This window comes from Vibrio sp. 661, from assembly GCF_033339315.1.
Classification (GTDB): Bacteria; Pseudomonadota; Gammaproteobacteria; order Enterobacterales; family Vibrionaceae; genus Vibrio; species Vibrio alginolyticus.
In genome coordinates this window covers 313,868-330,885 of sequence record NZ_JAWOUJ010000004.1, presented here as the reverse complement: position 1 = coordinate 330,885, position 17,018 = coordinate 313,868, and the positions used below count along the sequence as shown (strand labels likewise).

Sequence of the window (17,018 nt, the reverse complement as noted above, 5' to 3'; positions counted from 1 at the left end):
TCAGAAGTGAAACGAAATAGCGCCGATGGTAGTGTGGGGCTTCCCCATGTGAGAGTAGGACATCGCCAGGCTTTAAATTTAAGAAGCCCGCTCGAAAGAGCGGGCTTTTTTGCATCTATAGAGTTTTAAAATTAGCTCACTTTATACCTAAAAAGTGTTCATCTAAGGTGCGATATACTTGCTCTCTGCAACCTTCCAAAAGGCTTTAACAAGCGGATTCTCCAGCTGAGTTTTGTTGCAGCAAACACCAAGTTTAAAAGGTTTAATTGGTAAGACTTTTAAACGATTTATCTTTTCTCTTACCGGACTGTTGTTGATTACAACATCAGGTGCGATACCTACTCCACACCCCAATGCAACCATACTTACGATGGCTTCATGTCCGGAGGTTTGTGCGTAGATCTTTGGCTTTATTTTCATTTGTTTGAGCCAAGTATTGGCCCTGTCCCTAGCCGTTCCTGCTTCTGGGAGTATGAATGGAATGACCGACCAGTCTGGTTTTTCTTTTTGTAGCTCTTCAGCAAACGCACTAACCCCAACAGGTACGATGACAGAAAGTGGGATTTCACTGATCGTTTCAAATGCGATTTTATTTGGCATCTGTTCTGACTTGGCTGATATGGCAATATCGGCTTCATCTGCTAGTATTTTGTCGATCGCTTGAGCTGGATCGCCGGTTGATAGTTTGAATTCAATGAAAGGGTTCTGAATACGAAAGTCAGATATTAGCTCCGGAAGATGGCTGTAGCTTGCAGTAACAGAACAAAAGAGACGGATTTCTCCTTTCAATTCATCCTCGGTTCCCTTCAGATGACTCTGATACTGCTGCCATTCGCCAAGAATCTTTAAGGCGACTGGGACTAGCTTTTTACCTTGGATAGTTAAATCAACGCTACGGTTGTCGCGTAAAAACAATTGTTGGCTGGTTTCCTCCTCTAATTTTTGTATCTGTCGGCTTAAGGCTGAAGGGCTAATATGCATTGCCGCTGCGGTCTTGGCGAAACTTTTACTCTCACAGAGATGAATGAAAAGTTGCAGGCTTTTGATATTCATTAAATTTTCATTTCCACGTTGCATAAATTGCAATAACTAATTGTGAATATATCACTTTAAGCAATCTCATGTCTGTTTTAGTATAAAGTTATTCGGTAAGGCAATTACTGACCTCAATGGAAGAATCTCAAAGGAGCACCCAGATGGCTAATTATTTCAATACCCTAAACTTGCGCGAGCAGTTGGACCAATTAGGTCGTTGTCGTTTTATGGACCGCAGTGAGTTCGCTTCAGAAGCGGATTATCTGAAAGGTAAGAAAGTAGTCATTGTAGGTTGTGGTGCTCAAGGTCTTAACCAAGGTCTGAACATGCGCGACTCTGGTCTAGACGTTGCTTATGCGCTTCGCCAAGCCGCGATTGATGAGCAACGCCAGTCATTCAAAAACGCAAAAGACAACGGTTTTGAGGTAGGTAGCTACGAAACGCTAATTCCACAAGCTGATCTAGTAGTAAACCTTACTCCAGATAAGCAGCACACAAACGTTGTTGAGACGGTAATGCCGTTAATGAAAGAAGGCGCAGCACTAGGTTACTCTCACGGTTTCAACGTTGTTGAAGAAGGCATGCAAATCCGTAAAGACCTAACGGTAGTAATGGTTGCACCTAAATGTCCAGGTACGGAAGTTCGTGAAGAATATAAGCGCGGTTTCGGTGTACCGACTCTTATCGCTGTTCACCCAGAGAACGACCCAAAAGGTGAAGGTTGGGATATCGCGAAAGCTTGGGCTGCAGCAACAGGTGGTCACCGTGCAGGCTGTCTAGAGTCTTCTTTTGTTGCTGAGGTGAAATCTGACCTAATGGGTGAGCAAACTATCCTTTGTGGCATGCTACAGGCTGGCTCTATCGTATGTTACGAGAAGATGATTGCTGATGGTATCGATCCTGGCTACGCTGGTAAGCTTCTTCAATACGGTTGGGAAACCATCACTGAAGCACTGAAGTTTGGTGGTATCACTCACATGATGGATCGCCTAACTAACCCTGCAAAAGTGAAAGCATTTGAGCTTTCTGAAGAGCTAAAAGAACTGATGCGTCCGCTATACAACAAGCACATGGATGACATCATCACCGGTCACTTCTCTAGCACTATGATGGCTGACTGGGCAAACGACGATGCAAATCTACTAGGCTGGCGTGCAGAAACAGGTGAAACTGCTTTCGAAAACTACCCAGAAACTGACGTAGAAATCTCTGAGCAAGAGTACTTCGATAACGGTATCTTGATGGTTGCTATGGTTCGTGCGGGTGTTGAGCTAGCATTCGAAGCGATGACGGCATCTGGCATCATCGATGAGTCTGCTTACTATGAGTCTCTACACGAGCTGCCACTTATCGCAAACACTATCGCACGTAAGCGTTTATACGAGATGAACGTGGTTATCTCAGACACTGCGGAATACGGTAACTACCTGTTCGCTAACGTAGCAACGCCGCTTCTACGTGAGAAGTTTATGCCAGCCGTAAATACTGACGTAATTGGTAAAGGTTTAGGTGAAACGTCTAACCAAGTGGATAACGCGACTCTTATCGCTGTGAATGAAACAATCCGTAACCACCCTGTAGAGTACATCGGTGAAGAGCTACGTGGTTACATGACTGATATGAAGCGTATCGCGGTGGGCGGCTAAATGACTGGCCTTAAGGCTCCATTTCGGTGTCGAAGGTGCTCGTTTACTATCGTAAAGTTCGCGCCTTCTCCTAGAAATGAAACCTTAATACAGCGTAATTTACTTAGTCTCAAGTAACGCAGTAGATAAACTCCAGGCAGACTGGAGTGATAAATACAAAATAAAACACAACATCTAATCAAAAGGCTTGGTCGCCGTTGACCAAGCCTTTTTGTTTTTAGCCGATTTATCTGCGCGCCGATAAGAAAAACGCTCCTTTGTGAGGAGCGCTTTGATACTTATTTTTCAGCAAGCTTTTCTTCAAGTTGCGCCAACTTCTGTTCCATTTCTGTTAGCTTTTGACGTGTACGTAGTAAAACTTGAGTTTGAACATCAAACTCTTCGCGACTTACAACATCTAGCTTGTTTAGCTGGCCTTGGATTACTTGACGAACTTTCTGATCGACATCAGAGCCCAATTCTTTTACAGGTTGAGGCATTGAGTCGTGAATCTGTTTAGCAATTTGCTCTAATTTCTTTGGGTCAAACATAGTGGCTAAAACTCCTTTTGATTTGTCCTCATTTTAAGTAAATGATACGTGAAAGTCGCCACTTAGATGGCAAAAAAGAGAGCGGCAATAAAAAAGGCCACCGAAGTGACCTTTTTGAATGCCTTAATAGCTTATCTGTTATCCGCTAATTCACGATGAGCTGCTTTCGCTTCGTCAACTCGCGCTAACTTCTCCAAGTCTTTGTCTTCAACAAATACTGGCAGAGGTTTGTGTTTTTCAGCTAGGTAGCTGTAAATCACAGGTAGTACGAATAGTGTGAAGAGTGTACCGATTGCAAGGCCAGCAACTATGACGATACCGATACTGAAACGTTGCGCGGCACCTGCACCTGTTGCGTACATCAGCGGGATCAGACCTGCGATCATCGCTGCAGTGGTCATTAGGATAGGGCGAAGACGCACTTTCGCAGCTTCCATCACCGCATCAATACGAGACCGTTTATTATGTAACTGCTCTTCTTTGGCGACTTCACAGATCAAGATACCGTGCTTGGTTATTAGGCCGACCAGCGTTATCAAACCAACCTGCGAGTAGATGTTCATCGAGGCCGTACCCCAGGCCAATGCGATCAAGGCACCACATATTGCCAGAGGTACAGATACCATGATGACAATAGGATCGCGGAGTGATTCAAATTGAATCGCCAGAACGAGGAAGATGATCGCAAGTGCAAGACCGAAGGTTGCATACAAGGCACTACCTTCCGTTACAAACTGACGAGATTCGCCCATGTAATCATGGTTATACCCTGCAGGCAGTTTGGTTTGTGCAATATTTTCAAACCAATTAACTGCATCCCCCATCGAAACACCAGGGCCTGTAACAGCCCCCACAGTTGCTGAGTTTAGCTGGTTGAAGTGTGGCAAAGAGCGAGGCTCAGCCACCACATCAATGGTAATCAGACTACCTAATGGAACCGCTTTACCATCCACAGAGCGTACATAGTAGTTCTTCATCGATTCTGGGTTTAGACGCCATTTACGCTCAACCTGAGGAATTACCTCATAAGAGCGGCCATTTAGGTCGATACGGTTTACATAACCATCTGCCATCATGGTGCTGAGGGTGATACCAATGTCTTGCATAGTCACACCGTAGGCACCCGCTTTGTCTTTATCGATCTTGATCTTCATCGTTGCAGAATCATATTTCAGATCCAGATCGGAATAGACAAACATTGGACTGCTTGCTACTTCCGACAGAATGTCATTTGCAACGGTAAACAAACTTTCAAAGTTGTTTGGCGTTGTAATTACGAACTGTACAGGAAGGCCTGAACCAGCACCTGGTAGCTCCGGCATTTCGTAGGCAGCAATAGACATTCCCGGAATGCTCGAAACAAGCCCGCCAACACGCTGTTTGATTTCTGCTTGGCTCGCTTCTCGTTCGCCCCATGGTTTGAGTGTAGCTAAACCAAACGCTTGGTTAGAATCCGGTACACCGTTAAATACCTGAGCGTATTCCACTTCTGGTTGATCAGAGAGAATCTTATTCACATCATCCATGGTGTTTTGGATGTAGTCCAAATTCGAATTTGATGGTGCGGTCCCTATGAGTACTACAACACCTTTATCTTCAGATGGAGCTAGCTCGCTAGGAATAAACTTGAATAGGACTGGTAAACTTGCGAATACAATTATCGCAAACACGATCACCACTGGTCGGCTAGCCATTATTGCTTTTAACATGCTTGCGTAGCGATTAGTCATGCCATCAAGTACATGGTGAACTTTTTGCTCAAACTTGCTTGGCTTCTCGTTCGCCTTCAGCATCTTCGAACACATCATTGGTGATAGTGTCAAAGCGATGATGCCGGATACGAATACTGAACCTGCCAGTGTCAAAGCGAACTCTTTGAACAATGAACCGGTGATACCACCCATCAATGCGATCGGCGCGTACACTGCACCTAGCGTCAATGTCATCGCGATAACTGGAACCGCAATTTCACGCGTACCAATAATTGCAGCTCGGAATGGCGATTCCCCTTCTTTGATGTGACGGTCAACGTTTTCTAGTACAACGATCGCGTCATCCACCACCAGACCGATGGCAAGCACCATCGCCAGTAGCGTCATCAAGTTCCAAGAGAAACCCATTGCCTGCATCACCATTGCCACACCAATCAATGAAAGTGGAATGGTCACGATAGGAATGATTACCGCGCGGAATGAACCTAGGAACAGTGTGATAACCACAAGTACGATGACCGCTGCTTCAAGAATCGTTTTCACTACTTCGTGAATCGATTCGTTGATGGCGATAGTTGAGTCGTACATCACGTTCATTTTGATGTTACTTGGTAGGTTGCGCTCAAGCTGAGGCAACAGTTCAAGTACGTCTGCTGCAATGTTGATTGGGTTAGCGCTTGGTGCTGCGTTGATCGCCGCAACCACGGCTTCTTGACCGTTTGCACTTGCGCGATAAACGTCGTGACTCTTCTCCAGCGTTACTTTAGCGATATCACCTAGGCGGATGACATCCCCTTCACCAGTTTTCACGACCAATGCTTCAAGTTCAGCAACGTTTGATACCTGAGTATCTGCGCTACCGTTATAAAGTACGAACTCACCCGTCGCTTGACCGGTTGCAGATTGGTAGTTGTTGGCGTTAAGAACGCTCATCACATCCGTAGCGGTCAACTTCAAAGCGCCCATTTTGGCAGGATCTAACCATACGCGCAGTGCGTACTTCATACCACCATACAGGTCAACTTTGGATACACCGTTTACAGTGAACAACTGCGGGTTGATTACACGCTCAAGGTAGTCAGTGATCTGGCTTGAAGATAACTCGTCACTCGTAAAGCCGATGTACAGTACCGCCGTTGTCGAACCTGTCGACATGGTTACGGTTGGATCTTCGGCTTCTTTTGGAAGCTGAGAACGTACTGAGTTCGTTTTCGCTAAGATATCAGCCAATGCTGCATTCGGGTCAGTATTCAACTTCATGTTGACAGTAATGGTTGATTTACCTAGTACCGATTGCGAAGTCATGTAATCAATATTATCGGCTTGCGCTACCGCTTGCTCCAATGGCTGAGTAATAAAGCCTTGGATCAAGTTGGCACTTGCACCGTAGTAACTGGTGGTCACGGTGACCACCGTATTCGTCATTTCAGGGTACTCACGAACTTGCATTTTGAACACCGCTTGCAAACCAAGCAATGCAATCAAAAAGCTGATCGATACCGCTAAAACTGGACGTTTTATAAAAACATCTGTAAAGCGCATGATGCCTCCAACTTAAAGCATTGGTGTTTCAGCAGGTGGGGTAGTTGCATCGCTTTCGACAATGCTTACTTTCGCATGGTTACTCAAACGGACTTGACCCGATGTCACTACCACATCACCTGGCTTCACGCCTTCTAGAATGTGTGCGATATCTTTAGAGCGTTCGCCAACTTTTACCACATGCTGCTTAACGCGTTTTTCGCCATCTTCTTCTGTTACGATGTAAACATTGTCGCCATATAGCGTAAATGTGATCGCGGTTTGAGGTAGAGTGACCTGATTTTCTAACTTAGGCAGAATGATGTTTGCACGCGCGAACATACCACTACGCAGTTTGCCGTCACTGTTAGGGATATCCGCTTGAACTTGAATCAAACCACTTTGTACGTTTACAGCTGGTTCAATCGCAGAAATAGACCCTTTGAAAGGTTGGTCTGGATAAGCGTCAACAAAGATATCCACTTCTTGGTCGATATTGATACGTGAAATATCGGTTTGCGGCACGGTAAAGCGTAAACGCATCACGCTGGTGTCTTCCAGGCGAACAATATCGGTACCCGCTTGTAGGTACTGACCTAGGTACACGTTACGAATACCTACTACACCATCAAATGGCGCTTTGATTTCGCGTCGGTCGATGGTCGCTTTCAAGCTTTCAATGTCCGCTTTTAAGGAGAAGTAGTTCGCTTCTGCTTCGTCATACGCTTCTTTAGAAATAGAGCCTTTTTTAAATAGCCCTTGGTAGCGTTTGTATTTCGCTTCTGCTGCTGGCAACTTGGCTTGCGAGCTCTTTAAATTCGCTTTCTCAACGTCAGAGTCAAGCAGTACTAGTGGCTGACCTGCTTTGACTTGAGTACCGGAATCAAATGCGATTTTATCGATAACACCGCTCGTTTCGTTCGCTACCGTCACGCCTTGATTTGGCTCGATAAAACCAATTGCCTCGATGACTGGTACCCAATCCACCGCTTGCACTTCAGTTACGGTTACTGGGAATGCTGGTTCAGGGCGATTGGCAAACTGCTCCATTTTGTCTTTGATATCAATTAGTCTGTATGTAACAACGCTACCAAAAAGTAATAAAACAATTGATAGCATCAAAATCCACTTTTTCATTCTATTAAGAACTCCAAGTTAGTGTTTAATAATTGCATCCCAACTGGCTTCAATAGCCGCCTCTAATGCCGTCTTATCCAGTTGATAAAATCCCAAAGCGTGTTTCCGAGCAAGTGCAACACTTGCCTCAAAACTTAATCCAGAAAGTACTTCGTTATCGAGAAGCTTGAATACTCCCTCGTCTTTACCCTGATTAAAAAGAAGATCTACTTGGGCAAACATTTGTCTCTCAAGTTCCCGAGCTTTGCTACTATTTGAACAGGGTAAAGATTCATATTGGACTCGGTTGCTGATCGCACTTAAGTTCGAGCTCGCTAGATTCCAAATATTGAGCCACATGGTTCGATAACGCTGTTTTAAAGGCATCTCTTCACTAACACCTAGTTGCACCGCAGTAGCAACACGCTTAGCAACGTTAAGGCGTAGTTCCTCTAAAAGATGTTCTTTATCTGAGAAATAACGGTAAATCGTCCCTGCTGCGACACCTGCCTCATTGGCGAGCTTTTGCATGGAAAGCCCTTGAAAGCCAGATTCAGCAATGAGTTGTTCAGCAGCGACTAAGATTTGTTCTCGTTTATCTACAGCAGGGTTATCCTTCATAATGTCACCCTTTAGTGAATGAACGTTCATTCATTATAGCTTAAATACCCGCCATTTATGCAACAGAATATTGCACTTAATTGGTGTGAAAATTACAAGAAATCAGCATAGCTTTCACGAGGCCACCCCTTTATCATAGGCGCCACATTCATCACCCGCAGAGAATTTCTATGAAGCTGAACCCTAGTCAAGATGAAGCCGTGAAATACGTGTCTGGTCCATGCCTAGTGCTAGCTGGTGCTGGCTCGGGCAAAACTCGTGTTATTACCAATAAAATCGCTTATCTGGTTCAGCAATGTGGTTACAAAGCGCGTAACATTGCTGCGGTGACGTTTACCAACAAAGCAGCACGTGAAATGAAGGAGCGTGTAGGTCAAACGTTAGGGAAAGGTGAGTCTAAAGGTTTGATGGTATCAACATTCCACACTTTAGGATTGAACATCATCAAGCGTGAGTACAAGCATTTAGGGTTGAAAGCGGGCTTCTCACTGTTTGATGACCAAGACCAGCTAGCGCTGCTCAAAGAACTTACCGAAAAGCAGCTTGATGGTGATAAAGATCTGCTACGTCAGCTTCTGAGTTGTATTTCCAACTGGAAAAACGACATGTTGACGCCAGAGCAAGCCAAAGCGCGTGCGCAAGGTGAACAGCAACAATTGTTTGCGTTCTGTTTTGATATGTACCAAAAGCAAATGAAAGCCTATAACGCGCTCGATTTTGATGACCTAATTTTGATGCCCGTTTTACTCTTACGTAATCATGAAGATGTTCGTCAGCGTTGGCAGAATCGTATCCGTTACCTACTGGTTGACGAGTATCAAGATACCAACACGAGTCAGTATGAGCTGGTCAAATTAATTGTCGGAGAACGTGGGCGATTGACGGTTGTAGGGGATGACGATCAGTCTATTTATTCATGGCGTGGTGCGAAACCTCAGAACCTCGTGTTGCTGGGTGAAGATTATCCGAATTTGCGTTTGATTAAGCTAGAGCAAAACTACCGTTCAACGAGTCGAATCCTGCGTGCGGCCAACATTTTGATAGCTAACAACCCTCACGTCTATGAGAAGTCCTTGTTCTCTGAAATTCCTGACGGTGAAAAACTCAAAGTGTTGTTGGCTAAAAATGAAGAGCATGAAGCAGAGCGCGTAACGGGTGAACTAATTGCGCATAAGTTCCTAAACCGTACCGAATATAAAGATTATGCGATTCTATACCGTGGTAACCACCAATCACGTTTGATTGAAAAGTCTCTGATGCAAAACCGTGTACCGTATAAAATTTCTGGCGGCACCTCGTTTTTTGCGCGCGCAGAGATTAAAGACATCATGGCGTATTTGCGCGTTTTGGTTAATCCGGATGACGACAATGCATTTTTGCGCATTGTGAATACTCCACGACGTGAAATTGGCCCAGTAACGTTAGAGAAGTTAGGCAGTTATGCCAATATGCGAGGGAAGAGCCTGTTTGAGTCGAGCTTTGAAATGGGGCTCGAACAGCACCTAACGGGACGTGGCCTAGAAAACCTGCGTCGTTTCACCCAATGGCTAGTGGCGATTGCTGATCAAGCTGAGCGTGGTGATACCGTCGAAGCGGTTCGTTCGCTAGTTCGTGATATCCATTATGAAGATTGGCTATACGAAACTTCAGCAAGTCCGAAAGCCGCTGAAATGCGAATGAAGAACGTTTCTGATCTTTATTCATGGATAGTGGCGGACCTAGAGGGTGACAACTACGATCAAGAAGAGAAAACGTTAAAAGAAGTCGTTCAACGTTTGACCTTGCGTGACATGATGGAGCGCGGTGAAGAAGATGAAGACAGTGATGCAGTACAACTGATGACCTTGCACGCATCAAAAGGCCTTGAGTTCCCATATGTATACTTAATTGGGTCCGAAGAAGGTATTTTACCGCACCAAACCAGTATTGATGAAGATAACGTGGAAGAAGAGCGTCGCCTGATGTACGTTGGTATTACTCGCGCGCAACGTGAACTGACTTTCACTATGTGCAAAGAGCGTCGGCAGTTCGGCGAGTTGATCAAACCGACTCAAAGCCGCTTTTTGGATGAGTTGCCATTTGATGACGTTGAATGGGAAGTAAACAAAAAGCCAGTATCAGCAGAAGAGCGTATGGCGAAAGGTCAAGCACACATTGCCAATATTCGAGCAATGTTTAAGAAGTAAAGTAACCCTGTTCTCACTGACTAAAAACAAAAAGGCTTGCCAACTGGCAAGCCTTTTTCGTTGATGTCTTTACTTATAGACCTTCAATCATGTGGTCAATTGCTGCGATGATTTCATCGTCAGAACAGTCCATACAGGTTCCTTTGGCTGGCATCGCATTGAAGCCTTCTAATGCGTGCTTCACTAACGTATCTTTGCCTTGTGCAATACGTGGTGCCCAATCATCGGCATTACCTGTTTTAGGTGCGCCGTTTACACCAGATGCGTGACAAGCAATACAAAAAGTACCATAAACTGTGGCGCCATCACGTGGACCGGTTGGCTCTTCTTTCACTGGCTCAGAACCCGCTAGATAAACATCACCGACAGGTTGGATGCGTTCTGCGATCGCATCGTATTCAGTTTGGCTGATGTCAGAAGCTAAAGCTGCCGTAGAAAACGTTAAGGCAGCGAACAAAACGCTAATCATTTGTCGAGACATATCCATTAAACCCACTTCACATTCCCGAGGTAAGTGACTTACCTATTTATATAGTTAGAGTATTAATGCCGAGCAGAGAAATCATTAAATTCCACTGAATGGCATAGAATGATTAGACAACTTGGTTGCAGCTGTTAAATCAATGTAAATAATGGGTGATTATATCCCGATAACTTGTTGCAATAAACAACAAGTTATCCATGACAGGGCGTGAATCACATCAAAAATCCACTTTAACGGAAGATAACTGTCGAAAAAGAGACCAAACGATAAAAAAAGTAAAAAAAGTACTAGACGGCATAGTGTGATATCCGTATTATTCCACTCCGCCGATAGGGCATGCGCCCGTAGCTCAGTTGGATAGAGCGTTGGCCTCCGGAGCCAAAGGTCGAAGGTTCGAATCCTTTCGGGCGTACCATTGCCTCGGAGGATACATCGGTAAAAATCAGTGGTGGCTATAGCTCAGTTGGTAGAGCCCCGGATTGTGATTCCGGTTGTCGCGAGTTCAAGTCTCGTTAGCCACCCCATTCTTTCTTTTTTAGATTGAATGCGGTAGCATTGCTCCCAATCTTGATTCAATCAAGATAAAACATCGTCGGTGAATAGCGCAGCTTGGTAGCGCATCTGGTTTGGGACCAGAGGGTCGGGGGTTCGAATCCCTCTTCACCGACCACTATTTAGTTTATGGCTCTAATAGAGCGGTAAACAGCAAAAATTGATGGTGGCTATAGCTCAGTTGGTAGAGCCCTGGATTGTGATTCCGGTGGTCGCGAGTTCGAATCTCGTTAGCCACCCCATTAATTAAGGTGACTTCTTAGTTGAAGTGTCCTGTCTGATTTGAGAAAATCAGCAAATACAGTTCGGTGAATAGCGCAGCTTGGTAGCGCATCTGGTTTGGGACCAGAGGGTCGGGGGTTCGAATCCCTCTTCACCGACCACTATTAGAAAGCCTGCTTTTTAGCAGGCTTTCGTCGTTTTAGAGTTTATGATCTCGCTTGGACTGTATTAGTCGGTAATGTATCAATGGATTTGAACCCAAGTGGGGTTCGCCTGAAGTTAGAATTCGGCTCTTCACCGACCGCTATTTAGAGCCTCAGTCGAAAGACTGGGGCTTTTTTGCATCTCTCCTGAAAAGAATCGGCATTCCATTTCAATTTTTCCCAAAAGTGTACAGCTCTAGGGGCTTTTGACCACCTATGATCCAAATGCTTTTCGAGCTGACAAAATAAACCCCAGAGCAGTGTCTGGGGTTTTGTAGTTTTCTAATCCGCTGCTTTTATTGGGCGAGTGTTTTAAGGATTTCTTTCAGTTCTACCGTTTCTTGGATTTCAAAACTTGGCGTTATATCCGTTGAGTTACTTGCGCCTGTCGCATTCACCCACACACTCAAAATACCCATATTGTTAGCGCCAGCAATGTCAGCAGGTAAAGAGTCGCCCACGTGTAGAGCCTCTTCTGGTTTTACTTCGACCAAGTCGAGCGCTTTTTGGAAAATACTTGTAGCAGGTTTCTCTTCTGGCTCTTCTCCTCCCACAATAATATGGTCCACCCAGTTGCTCATTTGTGTCGCGTTTAATTTAGGGTGTTGAGAAAAAATCGGACCGTTAGTGATCACGACGAGTTTGTAATGTTGACGAAGGTCGCTGAGCATTTCTTTTACACCAGGGAAGAAAGTGAACGCGCCCATACGTGCAGAGTCAAAGTAGTCTTGAGCTTGTTGAGCCTCTTTTGCAGTGATGCTGACGCCTTGCTCCGCCAAGATGTTTTGGATCAGGCCACAACGGAAGGCATTTTCATCGGGTAGCAGAGCCACAAGGTGAGGGAACTCAGCATTCAGCTTTTTGTATACACCCTGTAAGTAGCGCTGCAAAAACGCTTTTGGCTCGGTAACTTGTGGGTAGGTCTTATGAATCCAAGTTGTAAACGCTTGTCCTGCAACTTTATCGGCTTGTGACGTTGCACATAAAGTCTCGTCCATATCAAAAAAAATCGCTTTAAGCACAGGGGCTCCTTTTATTTACGGCTTGGCTTTGACACTGTTCATCTATTATCCCACTCTCAATTGTGTCGTAAAGGGTTAAAACCGGCGAGTTTTCTTATGACGTACGAATGAGGATAGCGGTACTTTCCTTTGCTTAGTCAATAAACCGCTTAAGTGGCGCATAATCTGCGTTGGAGCAGGATTTGTGTGGTTTTGCTGTTTTGTTCACGTTTTGACCTATCCTTTCTCTTCCTAAGTTTGGCTTTTTGTATTTGCCGACTATTTTATTAATAGTTTTTTATGTTGAAAAAACACTTTTTGCATATGATATTGTTTGTTAAATGTTAATAAATGCACATGAATAATATGGTTAATAATCTTGTTTAGCTCATGTTTACTTTTAGAGCATTTTTCTAGTTTTATTGGTGCATGACGCACAAAAATAGTGTGATATGAAAATGGTTAAATACTTGTTAATGCATTTTTATTCGCTAATTGTGCGTTTATTTAATGTTTTTTCGGCGGAATATACTTTAATTGTTGCTTTTTTGTGTGATTTTTGCCAAATTATTTCCGCATTAAGATTTCAGAGTATTATTCTGAATTTGAACGGATTCATTCAGGTGATGAATGGTGCCTTTGGCATGATTCGATACCACAGACAAGGCAGTAGAGGTCTGAAATGTCACTATTAGAAGTGAAAAACCTTCGTATTGAATACCCATCCCGACACGGCGTTCACGCTGCCGTGAAGTCACTTTCTTTTCATATTGAACGTGGTGAAATCGTGGGTGTTGTTGGCGAATCAGGTGCGGGTAAATCCACCGTTGGTAACGCTGTTATCGATTTGCTTAGCCCTCCAGGTCGCGTTGCTAGCGGTGATGTATTCCTGGATGGAGAAAAAATTTCTGGCCTATCACCAGAAGCGATGCGCAAGGTTCGCGGCTCGAAAATAGGTTTTATTTTCCAAGATCCGATGACCTCGCTCAATCCACTTTTTACTGTTGAGCAACAGCTGAAAGAGACGATCCACGCCAACATGAAGGTCTCTGATGAAGAGGCGTATCAGCGCGCGCTTTCTCTTATGCAGCAGGTTGGTATTCCTCAACCAGAAAACCGCTTAAAGCAGTACCCGCATCAATTCTCTGGTGGTATGCGTCAGCGTGTTGTCATTGCCATTGCTTTGGCTGGTGAGCCTGATCTCATCATTGCGGACGAACCAACTACGGCGTTAGACGTTTCTATCCAAGACCAAATCCTCAACTTGATCCGCGAGCTGTGTATCAAGAACAATGTCGGCTGTATGTTGGTTACTCACGATATGGGGGTAGTCTCCAACGTCACCGATCGCGTGGCGGTAATGTATCGTGGTGACTTGGTGGAGTTTGGACCAACAGCCAAAGTATTGGGCGATCCTGATCACTCTTACACTCGCAGTCTAATTTCAGCGGTACCACGTTCAGACAGAAAGTTAGATCGTTTCCCGTTAGTAAGCTATATCGAAGAAGCGGCGGAAATGGAGCCACTCGATATCAAGAACCACTGGTTAGGACAAAGCCAAGATGAGCGTGAGTACACTGGCCCGCTTTTGGACGTGAAGAACGTCAATCTTCGCTTTGTGACCAAAGACTCTTTGTTCGAGAGCCGCCGAGAATACGTGCAAGCATCTAATAATGTGAGCTTTGAAGTGCACGAAGGCGAAACCTTTGGTTTGGTGGGCGAGTCTGGTTCAGGTAAATCGACCATTGCACGTGTGATTGCTGGTTTATACCAACCTAACTCTGGTCAGGTGAAATTCGAGGGCATTGACCTGACCGCTTTAACCTCTGAGAAAGAGCGCCGCCCGATGCGTCGTCAAATGCAGATGGTGTTCCAAAACCCATATACTTCAATGAACCCTCGTATGAAGGTATTCGATATTATTGCTGAGCCAATCCGTTTCCATAAATTGACGAAAAACGAGTCGGAAACTCGCCAAATCGTGAATGACCTATTGGATCATGTTGGTTTGGGTCGAATGGCTGGGCTTAAGTACCCTCATGAATTCTCCGGTGGTCAGCGTCAGCGTATTTCTATTGCGCGTGCGTTGGCGACTCGTCCTCGACTTTTGATTTGTGATGAACCGACCTCAGCACTGGACGTATCGGTACAGGCACAAATTCTAAACTTGCTGAAAGATCTGCAAAGTGAGCTGAACTTGACTATGTTGTTTATCAGCCACGATTTACCTGTTATTCGTCAGATGTGTGACCGAGTAGGTGTGATGCAAATGGGTACACTTTTAGAAGTGGCACCAACAGAACAGTTATTCACGGCACCTCAACACGAATACAGCAAAAAATTGATTTCTCTGATGCCGGAGTTTACAGGCTTGCGAGAAGAGATCGAAACGGCATAAACCAAGCAATTCGCTTGGCTAACCTTTAGTCATAACAAAGACGCAAACACAACAACAAGGGATCCGTATCCCCGCATGAAGGAGTTATGCAAATGAAAACCATGAAAAGCAAATTAGCAGTGGCGCTAATGGCTGCGGGCCTAAGCTTTAACGCAATGGCAGCAGATATCAAAGTTGGCTATGCAGCTGACCCAGTATCGCTTGACCCACATGAGCAGCTATCAGGTGGCACACTGCAAATGTCACACATGGTATTTGATCCGTTGGTTCGCTTTACTCAAAAAATGGATTTCGAGCCTCGCCTAGCAGAAAGCTGGGAACGTATTAACGATACGACTGTTCGTTTCAAACTGCGTGAAGGTGTGAAATTCCATTCTGGCAATACTCTAACGGCTGACGACGTCGTGTGGACGTTCCAGCGTTTACAAAGCTCTCCTGACTTTAAAAACATCTTCGACCCGTACGAAAAAATCGTCAAAGTTGACGACAACACGTTCGATCTTGTAACTAAAGGTCCTTACCCACTAGTGCTGCAAACCGCAACGTACATTTTCCCAATGGACAGCAAGTTCTACACGGGCAAAACTGCGGACGGCAAAGACAAGTCTGAGCTAGTGAAGCACGGTAACTCATTTGCATCGACTAACGTATCTGGCACGGGTCCATTCATTGTGACTTCACGTGAGCAGGGCGTAAAAGTGGAATTTGAACGCTTTAAAGATTACTGGGACAAAGAGTCGAAAGGTAACGTTGATAAGCTAACGCTTGTGCCAATTAAAGAAGACGCAACTCGTGTAGCAGCGCTGCTTTCTGGCGGTGTTGACATGATTCACCCTGTAGCGCCAAACGACCACAAACGCGTTGAAGATGCTGACGGCATCGACCTAGTTACGCTACCTGGTACTCGTATCATCACGTTCCAACTAAACCAAAACAGCAACGAAGCATTGAAAGACGTTCGCGTTCGCCAAGCGATTGTTCACGCAATCAATAACGAAGGTATCGTGAAGAAAATCATGAAAGGCTTCGCAACGGCCGCTGGTCAGCAAAGCCCGGCAGGTTACGTGGGTCACGATGACAAACTGGTTCCTCGCTACGATCTGAAGAAAGCGAAAGAGCTGATGAAAGAAGCGGGTTACGAAAATGGCCTGACGCTAACGATGATCGCACCAAACAACCGTTACGTGAATGATGCGAAAGTAGCACAAGCGGCGGCGGCAATGTTGTCTAAGATCGGTATCAAGGTTGATCTGAAGACCATGCCAAAAGCGCAGTACTGGCCTGAGTTCGACAAGTGTGCGGCAGACATGCTAATGATCGGTTGGCACTCAGATACAGAAGACTCAGCGAACTTCAACGAGTTCCTAACGATGACTCGTAACGAAGAAACCGGTCGTGGTCAGTACAACTGTGGTTACTACTCAAACCCAGAAATGGACAAAGTGGTTGAAGCTGCGAACGTAGAGACGGATCCTGCGAAACGTGCAGAAATGCTGAAGGGCGTAGAAGCGACACTATACAACGACGCAGCATTCGTACCGCTACACTGGCAAAGTGAAGCATGGGGCGCGAAGTCTAACGTGAAAGCGGCAGATATCGTTAACCCAATGGTAATGCCTTACTTCGGTGACCTAGTGGTTGAATAATCACGGTTAGTCTACTTTGAGGAGGGATGGATTTCCCTCCTCAACTTAAAGCACTCGACTCAATTTTGTTTCAGTCGGATTGAGTTGGTTATTTAGACTGAATTTTCTCTCTAATTTAGAGATCTATGGATAGTTAAGGGGCAAG

General features: G+C 45.0%; 11 protein-coding genes and 5 tRNA genes. 9 read left to right on the top strand and 7 right to left on the bottom strand.

From position 1 onward, the window contains the following. Positions 1-162: 162 nt before the first annotated feature. On the bottom strand, positions 163-1,053 hold the full coding sequence (gene ilvY, locus R7P69_RS11700) for an HTH-type transcriptional activator IlvY (protein WP_005379097.1): 891 nt from the start codon (positions 1,051-1,053) through the stop codon (positions 163-165). Between the two features lie 143 nt (positions 1,054-1,196). On the opposite strand from ilvY, the gene ilvC reads away from it, so the two are divergent. Beyond that, a complete protein-coding gene (ilvC, locus tag R7P69_RS11695) occupies positions 1,197-2,681 on the top strand; it encodes a ketol-acid reductoisomerase (RefSeq protein ID WP_005379098.1) in 1,485 nt (494 codons plus the stop codon). A 278-nt stretch (positions 2,682-2,959) separates the two neighbouring features. Here the strand turns inward: ilvC and ubiK are convergent, their stop codons facing one another. From ubiK to R7P69_RS11675, 4 genes are all read right to left on the bottom strand, one after another. Further along, entirely contained in the window at positions 2,960-3,211 is a 252-nt protein-coding gene (ubiK, locus tag R7P69_RS11690) for a ubiquinone biosynthesis accessory factor UbiK (protein WP_005379099.1), read from the bottom strand. Positions 3,212-3,342: 131 nt separating this feature from the next. Further along, positions 3,343-6,465 (bottom strand): multidrug efflux RND transporter permease subunit VmeD, encoded by a 3,123-nt coding sequence (gene vmeD, locus R7P69_RS11685; protein ID WP_104975727.1) that lies wholly within the window; start codon positions 6,463-6,465, stop codon positions 3,343-3,345. 12 nt (positions 6,466-6,477) lie between these two features. Then, complete coding sequence (locus R7P69_RS11680) at positions 6,478-7,581, bottom strand: efflux RND transporter periplasmic adaptor subunit (protein WP_053349778.1); 1,104 nt, start codon at positions 7,579-7,581, stop codon at positions 6,478-6,480. 18 nt (positions 7,582-7,599) lie between these two features. Next, complete coding sequence (locus R7P69_RS11675) at positions 7,600-8,181, bottom strand: TetR/AcrR family transcriptional regulator (RefSeq protein ID WP_005384254.1); 582 nt, start codon at positions 8,179-8,181, stop codon at positions 7,600-7,602. A 170-nt stretch (positions 8,182-8,351) separates the two neighbouring features. Between R7P69_RS11675 and rep the strand changes: the two genes are divergently transcribed. Beyond that, positions 8,352-10,367 carry a DNA helicase Rep gene (rep, locus tag R7P69_RS11670; protein ID WP_005379104.1) on the top strand — a complete coding sequence of 672 codons (2,016 nt, stop codon included), beginning with the start codon at positions 8,352-8,354 and terminating at the stop codon, positions 10,365-10,367. A gap of 73 nt (positions 10,368-10,440) precedes the next feature. On the opposite strand, the gene R7P69_RS11665 is transcribed toward rep, so the two are convergent. Further along, positions 10,441-10,854, bottom strand: a complete 414-nt coding sequence (locus R7P69_RS11665) for a c-type cytochrome (RefSeq protein ID WP_005384252.1) — start codon at positions 10,852-10,854, stop codon at positions 10,441-10,443. A 335-nt stretch (positions 10,855-11,189) separates the two neighbouring features. On the opposite strand from R7P69_RS11665, the gene R7P69_RS11660 reads away from it, so the two are divergent. The 5 genes from R7P69_RS11660 (at position 11,190) to R7P69_RS11640 (ending at position 11,786) form a co-directional block, all read left to right on the top strand. Further along, positions 11,190-11,266: transfer RNA gene (locus R7P69_RS11660), tRNA-Arg, on the top strand. 33 nt (positions 11,267-11,299) lie between these two features. After that, positions 11,300-11,375, top strand: a tRNA-His gene (locus R7P69_RS11655). A 69-nt stretch (positions 11,376-11,444) separates the two neighbouring features. Next, a tRNA-Pro gene (locus R7P69_RS11650) sits at positions 11,445-11,521 on the top strand. Positions 11,522-11,569: 48 nt separating this feature from the next. Next, a tRNA-His gene (locus R7P69_RS11645) sits at positions 11,570-11,645 on the top strand. 64 nt (positions 11,646-11,709) lie between these two features. Continuing rightward, a tRNA-Pro gene (locus R7P69_RS11640) sits at positions 11,710-11,786 on the top strand. A gap of 338 nt (positions 11,787-12,124) precedes the next feature. On the opposite strand, the gene R7P69_RS11635 is transcribed toward R7P69_RS11640, so the two are convergent. After that, positions 12,125-12,850: an HAD family hydrolase gene (locus tag R7P69_RS11635; protein WP_005379107.1), complete on the bottom strand. Its 726-nt coding sequence runs from the start codon at positions 12,848-12,850 to the stop codon at positions 12,125-12,127. Between the two features lie 661 nt (positions 12,851-13,511). Between R7P69_RS11635 and R7P69_RS11630 the strand changes: the two genes are divergently transcribed. After that, positions 13,512-15,227, top strand: coding sequence for a dipeptide ABC transporter ATP-binding protein (locus tag R7P69_RS11630; RefSeq protein WP_005379108.1), 1,716 nt, complete (start codon positions 13,512-13,514; stop codon positions 15,225-15,227). 92 nt (positions 15,228-15,319) lie between these two features. Further along, entirely contained in the window at positions 15,320-16,873 is a 1,554-nt protein-coding gene (locus tag R7P69_RS11625) for an ABC transporter substrate-binding protein (protein ID WP_005379109.1), read from the top strand. Positions 16,874-17,018 lie beyond the last annotated feature (145 nt).